At 68.5% G+C, this 12,758-nt stretch carries 11 protein-coding genes; 5 read left to right on the top strand and 6 right to left on the bottom strand.

The window, feature by feature from the left end; all coding sequences use genetic code 11:
• Positions 1-106: 106 nt before the first annotated feature.
• From C7I55_RS01825 to ubiA, 4 genes are all read right to left on the bottom strand, one after another.
• The gene (locus tag C7I55_RS01825) at positions 107-1,102 is read right to left on the bottom strand and encodes a retroviral-like aspartic protease family protein (RefSeq protein WP_106511169.1); all 996 of its coding nucleotides are present in this window, start codon (positions 1,100-1,102) and stop codon (positions 107-109) included.
• Positions 1,103-1,198: 96 nt separating this feature from the next.
• Positions 1,199-1,960, bottom strand: a complete 762-nt coding sequence (locus C7I55_RS01820; RefSeq protein WP_106511168.1) for a 3'(2'),5'-bisphosphate nucleotidase CysQ — start codon at positions 1,958-1,960, stop codon at positions 1,199-1,201.
• Positions 1,960-3,306, bottom strand: a complete 1,347-nt coding sequence (locus C7I55_RS01815; protein ID WP_106511167.1) for a TldD/PmbA family protein — start codon at positions 3,304-3,306, stop codon at positions 1,960-1,962. Before C7I55_RS01815 ends, C7I55_RS01820 begins: the two co-directional genes overlap by 1 nt.
• Before the next feature lie 32 nt (positions 3,307-3,338).
• Positions 3,339-4,253, bottom strand: coding sequence for a 4-hydroxybenzoate octaprenyltransferase (ubiA, locus tag C7I55_RS01810; protein ID WP_106511634.1), 915 nt, complete (start codon positions 4,251-4,253; stop codon positions 3,339-3,341).
• A 79-nt stretch (positions 4,254-4,332) separates the two neighbouring features.
• On the opposite strand from ubiA, the gene C7I55_RS01805 reads away from it, so the two are divergent.
• The 3 genes from C7I55_RS01805 to pip are packed head-to-tail and all read left to right on the top strand — an operon-like array spanning position 4,333 to position 7,455.
• The gene (locus C7I55_RS01805; RefSeq protein ID WP_106511166.1) at positions 4,333-5,094 is read left to right on the top strand and encodes a 16S rRNA (uracil(1498)-N(3))-methyltransferase; all 762 of its coding nucleotides are present in this window, start codon (positions 4,333-4,335) and stop codon (positions 5,092-5,094) included.
• Between the two features lie 43 nt (positions 5,095-5,137).
• Positions 5,138-6,511 (top strand): glutamate--cysteine ligase, encoded by a 1,374-nt coding sequence (locus tag C7I55_RS01800; RefSeq protein WP_106511165.1) that lies wholly within the window; start codon positions 5,138-5,140, stop codon positions 6,509-6,511.
• The gene (gene pip / locus C7I55_RS01795) at positions 6,508-7,455 is read left to right on the top strand and encodes a prolyl aminopeptidase (protein ID WP_106511164.1); all 948 of its coding nucleotides are present in this window, start codon (positions 6,508-6,510) and stop codon (positions 7,453-7,455) included. The genes C7I55_RS01800 and pip overlap by 4 nt, the downstream gene beginning before the upstream one ends.
• A gap of 298 nt (positions 7,456-7,753) precedes the next feature.
• Here pip and C7I55_RS01790 read toward each other — a convergent pair whose 3' ends face one another.
• Both C7I55_RS01790 and C7I55_RS01785 read right to left on the bottom strand, forming a co-directional pair.
• Positions 7,754-8,851 (bottom strand): sensor histidine kinase, encoded by a 1,098-nt coding sequence (locus C7I55_RS01790; protein WP_158266243.1) that lies wholly within the window; start codon positions 8,849-8,851, stop codon positions 7,754-7,756.
• A gap of 118 nt (positions 8,852-8,969) precedes the next feature.
• Positions 8,970-9,509, bottom strand: coding sequence for a response regulator (locus C7I55_RS01785; RefSeq protein WP_106511162.1), 540 nt, complete (start codon positions 9,507-9,509; stop codon positions 8,970-8,972).
• A gap of 141 nt (positions 9,510-9,650) precedes the next feature.
• On the opposite strand from C7I55_RS01785, the gene C7I55_RS01780 reads away from it, so the two are divergent.
• The gene (locus C7I55_RS01780; RefSeq protein ID WP_106511161.1) at positions 9,651-10,328 is read left to right on the top strand and encodes an ABC transporter ATP-binding protein; all 678 of its coding nucleotides are present in this window, start codon (positions 9,651-9,653) and stop codon (positions 10,326-10,328) included.
• Complete coding sequence (locus tag C7I55_RS01775; RefSeq protein WP_106511160.1) at positions 10,325-12,706, top strand: FtsX-like permease family protein; 2,382 nt, start codon at positions 10,325-10,327, stop codon at positions 12,704-12,706. Before C7I55_RS01780 ends, C7I55_RS01775 begins: the two co-directional genes overlap by 4 nt.
• Positions 12,707-12,758: the final 52 nt, after the last annotated feature.

The following is a 12,758-nucleotide window of genomic DNA, read 5'->3' as shown; positions in this document are numbered from 1 at the left end:
GGCTGAGCCTGTCGAAGCCCCCTTCCTTTACCTTGGGTAAGAAGCACGAGGGCTTCGACAGGCTCAGCCCGCATCAGTGACAGCAGCCTAGGACGTGCTCAATCCCTCATCGCGCGGCGAGCAGCATGCCGTTCGGTCGCTCGGACCGGCCCGGTCGCAGCATCCTCACCTCGCGTTTGGCGAAGTCCACCGACACCCGATCGAACAGCATCAGCGCGTCCATGCCGAGCAGCAACGCCGGCCGATCCATCAGGTCGAGTTTCTTGAACGGATGAACGTCGGCAAAGGCGATCGGCATCTTGCGGATGTCCACGCCGCCGATGCGGATGTTGCGGGTGATGGTCTGGTCGGCGATGATGGTGCCGCCGGTGACGCTGGTCATCTGAACCGGCGTGGTGGTGCCGAGCCGCCTCTTCTTCTCGAGCTTGCGGCGCAAGGCACTGTTGCCGATCGTCGCCTGCGATCCGGTGTCGACGATCACCCAGACTTTCTGGCCATCCACTTGGGCATCGACCAGCACCAGGTGGCCGAAGCGATTGCGGGCGGTTATGACAATCGCGTCCCTTGCCCAATTCTCGGCGCGCTTCTGCGACGGCGTGACGGTCATCTGCTGGCGGACGAAATCGAACGAGACACGCTGCGTCTTCAGCGAATCGACTCCCAGCATGCCCTCGGCACCCAGGTTCCTGCGCGAAAGCGCTGGGGCGTGGATCGCGTGCACCTGCTTGCCGCCGACTTCCAGCTCCGGAATGATCACGGTGCCGATGTCGCTGACCTCGCTCATGCTGTGCATGCGCGCAGTGCGGCCCTTGCCGAGATCCAGCGTTGCGGCGAGTTCGCGTGCGATTACCGTCCGTTCGGCGCCGGTATCGACGACGAATCGGTAGGGGCCGCGGCCGTCGATGCTGACCGGCACCGTCATGCGCTGGTAGAAGTCCACGTCGTAGCCGAGCACCGTTCCGTCTTCCGGTGGAACGTCGGCCACGGGGGGCACGACGGTCGCGGCCGGGGCCGGTGTGGCGGGAACCGGCGCCTGGCTCTGCACCGGGGACACGAGCAAGGCCGCGCAGGCGGCGGTTGCTGACGACAGCACACGCTTCATATGTCGCTCTCCTAACGGAGCGACACTACGCCTGATTTCAAGCAGAGTCGAAAGTTGAAGCTGCCGGGGCCGGTTGCATCGCGACGAAGCCTGCGTTCAGACCGCCGCCAAGGCCCTCTCCCGCAGCCTTTCGACCGCGTCGGCATGGATTGCCGGAGTCGCGACCAGCACGCCGAAGGCATTGCCAAGGGCGGTGTTGAAGGTGAGCGGCTGGCCGAAGGCGCCGCTTACCGATGCACCGGCTTCCTCGGCGATCAGGGCCGCGGCGGCGATGTCCCATTCGAAGCCCCATTTGGTCGTCGCGACCAGATCCGCCTCTCCGGCCGCGACCAGCGCCATCCGCAGGGCAATCGAATTGGGCTTCGGCACCAGCACGAGATCGGCGTCGGGCGCGGCAAGCTGGTCGGCCGGTATGCGGGCGCCGGCAAGCGTCGTGCGACCGCTCACCCGCAGCCGTTCGCCGTTGCGCCAGGCGCCCTGCCCCTTGGCCGCGCGCCAATGTTCGCCGCGCATCGGTGCGTCGAGCACGCCGAGCAGCGGCTTGCGGTCCTCGACCAGCGCCACCGACACCGCCCAGCCGCTGCGGCCGCGCAGATAGTCGCGGGTGCCGTCGATCGGATCGACCACCCACAGCCGCGACCGCTCGATCCGATCGGAATCGTCGACCGTTTCCTCGGACAGCCACCCGGCCCCGGGATCCAGCGCCGACAATTTGTCGCGCAGATAATTGTCGACCTCGATGTCGATCTCGCACACCGGATTGCCCGGCGCCTTCTCCCAGCGCCGGAAGCTGCCGCCGCAGCGCGACGCGGCGAGGCGCGCGGCGTCACGGACGATGCGGGAGACGTCTTCGAGCATCAGGCGCCGGCGATGAACATGCCGTCGATCCGGATCGTCGGAACGTTGACCGCGCGGCGGAATTCGAGGTCGCTGGCGGGGACGAGCTGCCGGAACATCTCGATCAGATTGCCGGCAATGGTGATCTCGGAAACGGCCGGACCGATCTTGCCGTTCTCGATGATGAAGCCGCTGGCGCCGCGGCTGTAATCGCCGGTCACCATGTTCACCCCCTGACCGATCAACTCGGTGACGTAGACGCCCTGGGCGATGTCGCCGAGCAGATCGTCGACGGCGATGCTGCCCGCTTCCATATGGACGTTGGTGGCGCTCGCCCCCGGCGAGCCGCCGACGCCGCGGGTAGCGTGGCCGGTCGGCGCGAGGCCGAGCTGGCGCGCCGAGGCGCTGTCGAGCAGCCAGCTGGTCACCCGGCCGTTGGCGACCAGATCGGCCGGCGCGGTCGGCAGGCCTTCGCCGTCGAACGGCTTGGAGCGAAGGCCACGCGGGCGGTGCGGGTCGTCGCGGATGACGATGCTTTCGGCGAAGATCGCCTCTTCCTCCTTGCCGAGCAGGAACGAGGTCTTGCGCGCGATCGCAGCGCCGGTGATGGCGCCGATCAGGTGACCGATCAGGCTGCTGCCGACCCGCGGGTCGTATATGACGGGCATCGCCCCGCTGGCGAGCTTGGCGGGATTGAGCCGAGCGACGGCGCGTTCGCCGGCAAGGCGTCCGATCGCGTCGGGCGCATCGAGATCCGCATAATGACGCGCGCTATGCTGGGCATAATCGCGCTCCATCTGGGCCCCTTCGCCGGCGATGACGCTTGCCGATCCCGAATAGCCGCTGGTCGAATAACCGCGGCAGAAGCCGTGGCTGGTCGCAAGCGCGATCACCGATCGCCCGGCGCTGACGCTGGCGCCGCCGCTGTTGGTGACTCCGGCGATGGCACGCGCCGCATCCTCGATCTCGAGCGCGCGCTGCTTGAGCTCGGTGGGCAGCGGATCGCAGCCATCGTCGCCGTCCACGTCCGGCCCCTCGCCGCGCATCAGCCGGTCCTCGGGGGCGAGACCGGAATAGGGATCCTCGGGCGCTTCGCGGGCCATCGCCGCGGCGCGCTCGACCAGCGCCTTCAGCGCTTCGTCGGAGAGATCCGACGAGGATACGCTGGCGGAGCGCCGGCCGACGAACAGGCGAAGGCCAATCTCCTCGCCTTCCGAGCGCTCGACATCTTCGAGCGCGCCGAGGCGGAGCTGAATTCCGGTCGAGGCGTCGGCGACATAGATGGCATCGGCGGCATCGGCGCCGGCCTTGCGCGCCCGCTCGACGAGATCGGCGGCGCGGCTTTCGGCTTCTTTGGGGGTCAACATCGCCGCGAAGTAAGGCGGCCGGCGCGCAAAGTCTAGGAAGTGCCGACCACCACGCAGGCAAGGAACATCAGCAGGCCGGCAAAGCGGTTGGAGCGGAATTTGTGGAGCGCGTCGTCGCCGTCGGCCGGCTTGAGGGTCGCGGTCTGGTGCAGGAGGTGCGCGGCCATCGGCAGCAAGGCGATCAGCGAAAGGCCGTCCGGGCGCTCGCGCCACAAGGCAACCGCCCAGAACAGCAAGGCGGCGAGGTAGAAGAGCGTCACGCCGAGTCGGGCGTGCGGGCCCAACGCCAGCGCCGACGAGCGCACGCCGACCAGCGCATCGTCTTCGCGGTCCTGCAGCGCATAGATGGTGTCGTAGCCGATCACCCAGCAGATCGACCCGCAGTAAAGAAGGATCGGGGTGAGCGAGATCTCGCCGGTGACGGCCGGCCAGCCGACCAGAGCGGCCCAGGAGAAGACGAGACCGAGCCAGGCCTGCGGCCACCAGGTGATCCGCTTCATGAACGGGTAGGCAGCGACCGGGGCGAGGCTGCCGAGCGCGATGATCTGGGCGGTGCGATCCAGCTGCAGCAGCACGACCAGCCCGATCAGACTGAGCGCGACGAGCAGCACCCAGGCCCCCGTGACCGTCGCGCGCCCGCTGGCGAGCGGCCGCAGCCGCGTACGCTCGACCTTCCTGTCGAGATCCTTGTCGACGATGTCGTTATAAACGCAGCCGGCGCTGCGCATCGCCCAGGCGCCGAGCGCGAGCCACAGGATCAGGGGGAAGCCGCGCGGTCCCAGGCCCGCCAGGGCGACGCTCCATGCCCCCGGCCAGAACAGCAGCCAGGCGCCGATCGGGCGATCGAGCCGCATCAGCGACGCATAGGGACGCACGCCGGCCGGGAGCGCGCCGATCAGTCCGCGCTGCTCGGAATCGGGAACGATGTCGCTTTCGCCAGTTGCCATGGCCCGACAATTGCCGCCACAGCAGACGAATGTCGAGAAAGCATCCGCCCCTTCCAGCCGCCGCAGGGATGATCGGCTGATGGCCGCGACTCCGGCCTGGCCGCCCTCCAGCCTGCCGCGCCTGTTCGTCGAAGCGCCGCTTGCCGCCGGATCGACGCTGACGCTCGACGGTGCGTCGGCCAATTATCTCGGCAACGTGCTCCGCCTCGCGGCCGGGGCGCAGGTGAAACTGTTCGACGACGTCAGCGGCGAATGGCTCGCGGAGATCGCCGAGGCGGGCAAGAAGAGGATGACGCTCACCGTCGTCGAGCAGCTGCGCCCGCGCGAGCCGGTGCCCGATCTGTGGCTGGTCTTCGCCCCGATCAAGCGCGGCGCGATCGACTGGCTGGTCGAAAAGGCGACCGAACTCGGCGTCGCCCGGCTGATGCCTACGATCACCCACCGCACGATCGTCGACCGGGTGAATCTGGAGCGGCTCCGCGCAAACAGCATCGAGGCGGCCGAGCAATGCGAGCGCACCGCCCTGCCGGTGCTGGACGCGCCCGAGAAGCTCGCAGCCCTGCTGCGCGCCTGGCCCGAGGATCGCATCCTGTTCTTCGCCGACGAGAGCGGCGGCGTGCCCCTCCCCGAAGCCGCCGCGGCCGGCGCACCCCGCGCCGCCATCCTGATCGGCCCGGAGGGCGGCTTTACCGACGACGAACGCGCCGCCATCCGCGCGCTGCCCCAGGCGCGCGGCGTCGCGCTCGGCCCCCGCATCCTCCGCGCCGAAACCGCGGCGGTCGCCGCCGTCGCGGTGTGGATGGCGACGGCCGGCGACTGGAGCGCGCCGCCGGTTCGCTGAAAGCCGCTGGCGGGCGGCCCTTGCCATCGCTAGATGGGCGGCGATGACGACGCGCACCGAAACGACCCGCCAGGACCCGCCGATCGAGAGCCGGGACGATCTCCTGTCGCCCTTCCGCAAGGGCGAGAAGCCCGAGACCGCGTGGCGGATCGGCACCGAGCATGAGAAATTCGTCTATCGCCGCGCCGATCACCGCGCGCCGTCTTACGACGAGCCCGGCGGCATCCGCGACCTGCTCAATGCCCTGACCGAGTTCGGCTGGACCCCGGTGGAGGAAGGCGGCAAGGTCATCGCGCTCGCGGGGCCGGACGGCAATGTCAGCCTGGAGCCGGCCGGTCAGCTCGAGCTCTCCGGCGCCCCGCTCGAGAACCTCCACCTCACCTGCCAGGAAGCGGGCCGGCACCTCAATCAGGTGAAGGCAGTCGGCGACAAGCTCGGCCTCGGCTTCCTCGGCCTCGGCATGTGGCCGGACAAGACCCGCGCCGAGCTGCCGACGATGCCCAAAGGGCGTTACGCGATCATGCTGCGCCACATGCCGCGGGTGGGATCGCTCGGGCTCGACATGATGCTGCGCACCTGCACGATCCAGGTGAACCTCGATTATGCGAGCGAGGCGGACATGGCGCAGAAATTCCGCGTCGGCCTCGCCCTCCAGCCGCTCGCCACCGCTCTGTTCGCCAATTCGCCGTTCACCGAGGGCAAACCCAACGGCATGCTCTCGTTCCGCAGCCACATCTGGTCCGACACCGATCCGGCGCGCACCGGCATGCTGCCGTTCGTGTTCGAAGACGGCTTCGGCTACGAGCGCTATGTCGACTATGCGCTCGATGTGCCGATGTACTTCGTCTACCGCGATGGCGCCTATATCGATGCGGCCGGCCTCTCCTTCCGCGACTTCCTGAAGGGCGAGCTTTCGGTTCTGCCCGGCGAGAAGCCGAGGCTTTCCGACTGGAACGACCATCTCTCCACCGCCTTCCCCGAAGTGCGGCTGAAGAGCTTCCTCGAAATGCGCGGCGCCGACGGCGGCCGCTGGAACCGGATCTGCGCGCTGCCGGCTCTGTGGGTCGGGCTGCTCTACGATCAAAGCGCGCTCGACGCGGCGTGGGACGAGGTCAAACACTGGTCGCTCGAGGAGCGGCAGCGGCTGCGCGACGAGGTGCCCGGGCTGGGCCTTCACGCCCGTACCCCGTCCGGCGAGAGCCTGCGCGATCTCGGCGCCCGCGTGCTGGACATCGCAGGCGGCGGCCTCAAGGCCCGGGCCCGGCTCAACGCCGCCGGCGACGACGAATCCGGCTTCCTCGAGCCGCTGCGCGAGATCGTCAGCCGCGGCACCAGCCCGGCCGAAGTCCTGCTCGACCATTATCACGGCGCGTGGGGCGGAGACGTCGGCCGCGTCTATGAGGAGATGAGCTTCTGAACGCGCTCCGCACGCTCTATCCGCCGATCCAGCCGCACCGATCTGGGATGCTCGAGGTCGGCGACGGCCACAGCCTCTATTGGGAGCAGAGCGGTAACCCGCAGGGCAAGCCGGCGGTGTTCCTGCATGGCGGCCCCGGCGCGGGGTGCAGCCCGGACCATCGCCGGCTGTTTGATCCGGAGCGCTGGAACGTGCTGCTGTTCGATCAGCGCGGCTGCGGCCGATCGACCCCGCATGCGAGTTTGGAGGCGAACACCACCTGGCATCTGGTCGACGACATCGAGCGGCTGCGCAACCATGTCGACGTCGACCGCTGGCTGGTGTTCGGCGGCAGCTGGGGCTCGACCCTCGCCCTCGCTTACGCCCAGACCCATCCCGAGCGCACCACCGCCCTCATCCTGCGCGGCATCTTCGCGATGCGGCAGCGGGAGCTCGACTGGTTCTACCAGGACGGCGCCTCGTCGCTGTTCCCGGATGCGTGGGAATCCTTCCTCGCGCCGATCCCGGAGGCCGAGCACGGCGACCTCGTCGAAGCCTATCGCAAGCGGCTGACCGGCGACGATGCCGACGCGCGGCTGATCGCGGCCAAGGCATGGAGCGCCTGGGAAGGCTCCACCGTCCGCCTGCTCCCCGATGCCGGCCTCGTCGCCGCGGTGACCGCCGATCGCTTCGCGGTCGCGATCGCGCGGATCGAGAACCATTATATGGTCCACAAGGGCTGGATGGAGGAAGGCCAGCTGATCCGCGACGCAGGCAAGCTCAAGGACATACCGGGCGTAATCGTGCAGGGCCGCTACGACAGCTGCACCCCGCCGGTGACCGCCTGGGACCTCCACCGCGCCTGGCCGGAAGCCGAGCTCCACATCATCCCCGACGCCGGCCACAGCTATAACGAGCCCGGCATCCTCGACCGCCTGGTCCGCGCCACCGACCAGTTCGCCTGAGCGCCACAAGCCGGAGACCGGACGGACCCCGTATGCGCGTGTCGCAAGGGCGTACCGGCCGGCCGGCTTCGAAATCCCATCGCCCCATCAGGCAATATTGGTGATTTAAATGTCCCGGTGCCCTGTCGGGTCCGTCTGGAGATTGCGTATCGGGATAGCTGCCGTTCACAGCAGGGTGGAGATCGCAGCAGACGACCAGGCCCGGTCGTGCCTGCGCAACTAGGCGGATGACTGCGTCTGGCGAAGTTTTCCGTGAATGCCTCCCAAACCGCTGGCTGGATTAGCCAGATGTGGACGGTCAGCAGCCACCCTGCGCGGCCGGGATGGAGAGGACGAAGGTCATGCCGCGGCCGTCGTTGGGCGCGGCGGCGAGGCGTCCCCCGTGGGCGAGCGCTATCTGGCGAGAAAGAGCAAGGCCGATGCCAGCGCCGTCTTCCTTGGTCGTGTAGAAGGGGACGAAAATCTCCTCGATCCGGTCGGGCGGAATACCCGGTCCGTCGTCGTACACCGAAAAGCACAACTCCGCATTCTTGACCGCGCAGGCGAAATGCACAGAGCCGCCGCCCGCCTCGGCGGCGGCGTCGCCGGCGTTGCGAAGCAGGTTTAGAAGCGCTTGCCGCAACAGACCGGCATCCGCTTCGAGCGGGACGGCGGCGGGCGAGCAGGCAGCGGAGAACGCGATGCCGCGCCCCCGCACCTGCGCTTCGCCCAGCACCTTCATGTCTTCAAAGAAGGTGACGAGGTCCAGCAGCTCGAACGTGGGATTGGGCAGATCCGCGATGGCGCGATAGCGCTCGACGAAGTCGATCAGGTGCCGGCTCTGCCGCGCGATCGTGTCAGCCGCTGCGCCGACCTCCGGCCTCGTGTCGCCGCCGGCCATCCGCGCAAGGCTCTCGGCCAGCGACGCCACGGGCGTCAGGGCGCTCATCATCTCGTGGGCGAGCACGCGTGTCATGGCGTGCCATGCGCCGACCTGAACCGCGTCCAGCTCCCCCGCGATCGACTGCAGTGAAACCAGACGGTGGGTCCCGCCGTCCGGGATGGCAACGGCACCCACCCAGACCAGCATGGAGCGGCCATCCGCTAGTGCGATGATCCGGCGGCCGCCGATCGGCAGGCCGAGGACCTCGGCCGCCGCCGGTCTGTCCAAGGCATCCTCCAGTCGCACCGCCTCCCCGGAGAGGGCCCGCGCGGCGCGGTTGGCGAAACGGATGCGGCCGTCCGGGCCAAGTGCGAAGAGTGCTACGGTGACCGCGTCGAGCAGCGCCAAGGCCTGATCGAGCTGCTGCGCCCGCGCCCGTTCCTCGATGGCCGGCGAAATCCGGGCGTCTTCGCGGCTGCGGAGGGCGACCCGGACGATGTCGACCAGCAGCAAGGCAGCCGTGGCCGCGAGCACGGAGGCGCTGGCAAAATGCCTGGTTTCCGTCAGCAGCCGGAACAGGAAGGCAACTGCGATGCTCGCGAAAAGAAGTCGCCAGCCGACAGCAGAGACGGTGCCGAGCCGAGCGTAAGCGCTAGAGCCCATGCTTTGCCATGCGCCGGTAGAGCGCGGGGCGGCTGAGGCCGAGTTCCGCCGCGCTGCGGGCGATGTTGCCGTCGTGCCGTTCGAGTGCGCCGGCGATGGCCGAGCGCTCCATCGCATCGAGGCTGGTGCCGGCGCGCGCCGCCCCGGTACGGCGAGCTGCCTCGCATACTGCGGCGACCAGCGCCTCGTTGCGCCAAGGCTTCAGCAGGAAATCGTCTGCGCCCCGCTTCAGGCTTTCGACAGCCAGCGTCACGGCGCCGTAGGCCGTCATCAAGATGACGGCGAGCGCCGGATCGGCAGCTTTGATCGCGTCGAGAGCGTCGATGCCTTCGCGTCCCGACCGTTCGCCGGCCGTGAAGTTCATGTCGAGCAGCGCACAATCGTATCGGGTGGAAGCCATCAGCGCCGGCACCGCCTGGGGCGATGCGGCACTCTCCACCCGCGCGACCCACGGTTCGAGTGCGAGCGCCACCGCCTGATGCACTTCGGGCTTGTCGTCGATCACCAGAATGGCGTTCAGGCGTTCCATGGCGCGAGCGTAACCGCCGAAAGGCCGCTGCTCAATATGTCCGGATACGGACGCTTCCCGCAGCCGGCCTGCATTGGGCGAGCCCTATCACTCTGATCCACCGCGTTTTTTCTGCGGCCCGATTCGCGGTACGATCCATTCATGGATCCGTTTCTTCAGATCAGCTCGCTTTCCCGAGCCTACCGCACCGGCGAGGTCGAGACGCAGGCGCTCGATGCGATTTCCTTCGAAGTCGCGGCCGGCGAGTTCGTCGCCCTCATGGGGCCGTCCGGCTGCGGCAAATCCACCCTGCTCAACATCTTGGGCTTCCTCGATACGCCGGACGCAGGTTCGTACCGGCTGCGGGGTGAGGAGGTGGCGACGCTCTCCGACACGCAGTTGACGCAGCTCCGGCGTGCGCATGTCGGCTTCGTATTTCAGAACTTCAATTTGATAGACGAGCTTAACGTCGCCGAGAACGTGGAGGTGGCCTTGCTTTACCGCGATGTGGATGGACGGCGCCGGCGGGTGGATGCAGTGCTCGAACAGACCGGGCTCACACACCGCGCCCGACACCGGCCTCGGCAGCTGTCGGGCGGGCAGCAGCAGCGGGTGGCCATCGCCCGCGCGCTCGCGGCGAAGCCAGACCTCATCCTGGCCGACGAGCCGACAGGCAATCTGGATAGCGCCAACGGCGCAGCGGTGATCGACCTTCTCAAGGACGCGGCAGCGGCAGGCACGACCGTGGTCATGGTGACCCACTCCGCTCTCCATGCCGAAGCAGCGGACCGGACGATCCGGATGCTCGACGGGCGGATCGTCGGGGAGACGCGGCTGTGACCCGGCTGCTGCACCATTGGCTCGTCGCCTGGGGCCGCAACCTGGTGGCCAACCGGCTCCTTGCCGGCATCGCGACGGCCGGTCTCGTCATCGGCCTCGCCGGCGCGATCCTGATGGCGCTCGTCGCGCGGGTCCCGCTCACCTATAACCATGTCGTGCCCGCGCACGCGCGGACCTATCTTGCCGTCTCGGTCGTCAGCGCTCCGGGCATGGTGCCGGACTATCAGCAGAAGAGCCCGGCTGGCGCGGCGGCGCTCATCGAGGCGAACGTTGGGGAGGTCGAAGCCGCAGCGCGGCTGCTGGAGGCCGAAGCGGAGCTGCGCCGCGGCGGTACCGCGCAGACCGAGGCGATCTACTGGGCCGATCCCGATTATTTCGATGTGGCGCGCTTTCCCGTTCTCAGCGGCGACCTCGCTTCCGCGCTCCGCAGCGGCCATGGCCTCGTCATGACCGAGGCGATGGCGCGCAAGCATTTCGGTCGTGCCGAAGCGTTGGGCGAAACCATCGATGTCGCGGGGCAGCCGATGGTGCTACGCGCGGTCATTGCCGATCTGCCGCCCGGCAGCACCGACCTCACTGCAGGCATCTTCGCCTCCGGCCTTGCCGCGCGGTCCGGCCTTGCCCTGATGCAGGCGGATCAGCCGGGCGCCTTTTCGATCACCGTGCGCACCTACATCCGGCTGCGGGCGGGCATCGCGGCCGAGCAGGCGGGAAAGGCGATTCAGCCGGTGATCGCCGGACTGGTGCCGCCGCCGGTGCGCGCAGCCTATCGGCTCGAGCCCGTCCGCATCGACCGGCTTGCGCTGCACGAGGGCTTCCATCCCGGCGCGCGCGAGCGCCTGGTGATCGGCAGCGTGGTCGCGCTTCTGGTCCTGCTGATCGCGACCGCCAATTTCGTCAACCTGAGCGTCGCCCTCGCGGAGCGCCGGCGACGCGAGATCGGCATTCGCAAGGCGAATGGCGCCGGCCGCGGCCATGTTGCAGGCCAATTTCTCGCCGAGACGGTGCTGACATTGCTGCTGGCGACCATTCTCGCGCTCGCGGCGGCCGAATGGCTGCTGCCGGTGGTCAACGGCTTCCTGGGAACCCAGGCGCGCCTCGATTATGTCGAAGATCCTACTTTGCTGCTCTTGCTGCTGTCGGCGGCTTTGCTTCTCGGCCTTGCCGCAGGCGCCTACCCGGCCCTCCTGCTCTCCTCCATGCCGCCCGCGGCGACGATTCGCGGCAGCGACGTCGCGCCGGCGGGCGGCGGGCGCATGCGCAGCGCGCTCGTCACCGCCCAGTTCGCGATCCTCATCGGCCTGATCATCGCCACCTCGGTGGTGCACCAGCAGCGGCTGTTCGCGATGCGCGAGGCGCTTCGCATGAACATCGACCAGGTGCTGACCGTCACCGCCCCCTGCCCGGCCGCGTTCGTCGCGGAGGCCGAGGGGCTGCCGCGCGTGCGCGCCGTTTCGTGCAGCAGCGAGAGCCTGCTCAGCGGAAACACCTTCCTCCCGCTCGAATGGCGGGGACGGCAGTTGGTGGTGCATGTCGTTTCGGCGCTGCCGTCGATCTTTGCCCTTTACGGCGTGCGGCCGCTGGCGGGGACGCTCTCCGCCCTTCCGCCCCACGGCGAAAAGACGGTCACCCGCGTGGTGATCAACGAAGCGGCGGTACGGGCCTTCGGCTTTGCCTCGCCTGCCGCCGCGATCGGCGAAGCGCTGCCGGTTCAGGGCGCGTCTCCGGGCGGCGCGACAGGTGCGCAGGTGGTGGCCGTCGTTCCGGATTTCGCCTTTCAATCGATCGAAAAGCCGATCGAGCCCACACTCTATTTGCCCGAATCGCCCGAAATCTGGAACGGGGGGCTGGTCTCGGTGAAGCTGGACGGCCGCGACATGCCGGAGACGCTCTCGCGGATCGACAGGCTGTGGCGGGACACCGGAAATGCGGGCCCGATCGAGCGTGCCTTCGTCAGCGAGCATATTGAGCGGCTGTACGCCAGCCTAGAGCGCAATGCGCAGCTGTTCGCCGTCTTCTCAGGCCTCGCCATCTTCCTGGCCTGCCTCGGGCTCGTCGGCCTCTCGCTCTCGGCGGCACAGCGGCGGACCAAGGAGATCGGCCTTCGCAAGGCGCTGGGGGCCAGCACCAGGCAGATCCTCACGCTGCTTCTCTGGCAGCTCAGCCGGCCCGTCCTGCTCGCCAATCTCCTCGCCTGGCCCGTAGCCTGGTGGCTGATGCGGCGCTGGCTGAACGGCTTTGCCGAGCGCATTCCGCTGCATCTTTGGCTCTTTCCGGCGGCCGGGCTGGTCGCGCTTGCCCTTGCGCTGGTCAGCGTCGCCACGCTCGCGTACCTCGTGGCACGGCAAAAGCCGGTGCACGCGCTCCGTTACGAGTGATCGGGCGTTCTCGGACGCGTTCAACACCGCCAGCGGCGTCTGGCTCACGGCG

The sequence above is a fragment of the Allosphingosinicella deserti genome (genome assembly GCF_003012735.1).
GTDB lineage: Bacteria > Pseudomonadota > Alphaproteobacteria > Sphingomonadales > Sphingomonadaceae > Allosphingosinicella > Allosphingosinicella deserti.
Note: the sequence above shows the minus strand (reverse complement) of the source record. Positions and strands in the feature narration are given on the sequence as shown.

Excerpts from the sequence above, each read along its gene's own strand:
- C7I55_RS01825 (WP_106511169.1), bottom strand. The coding sequence starts at position 1,102 with ATGAAGCGTGTGCTGTCGTCAGCAACCGCCGCCTGCGCGGCCTTGCTC.
- C7I55_RS01820 (WP_106511168.1), bottom strand. The coding sequence starts at position 1,960 with ATGCTCGAAGACGTCTCCCGCATCGTCCGTGACGCCGCGCGCCTCGCC.
- C7I55_RS01815 (WP_106511167.1), bottom strand. The coding sequence starts at position 3,306 with ATGTTGACCCCCAAAGAAGCCGAAAGCCGCGCCGCCGATCTCGTCGAG.
- ubiA (WP_106511634.1), bottom strand. The coding sequence starts at position 4,253 with ATGGCAACTGGCGAAAGCGACATCGTTCCCGATTCCGAGCAGCGCGGA.
- C7I55_RS01805 (WP_106511166.1), top strand. The coding sequence starts at position 4,333 with ATGGCCGCGACTCCGGCCTGGCCGCCCTCCAGCCTGCCGCGCCTGTTC.
- C7I55_RS01800 (WP_106511165.1), top strand. The coding sequence starts at position 5,138 with ATGACGACGCGCACCGAAACGACCCGCCAGGACCCGCCGATCGAGAGC.
- C7I55_RS01785 (WP_106511162.1), bottom strand. The coding sequence starts at position 9,509 with ATGGAACGCCTGAACGCCATTCTGGTGATCGACGACAAGCCCGAAGTG.
- C7I55_RS01780 (WP_106511161.1), top strand. The coding sequence starts at position 9,651 with ATGGATCCGTTTCTTCAGATCAGCTCGCTTTCCCGAGCCTACCGCACC.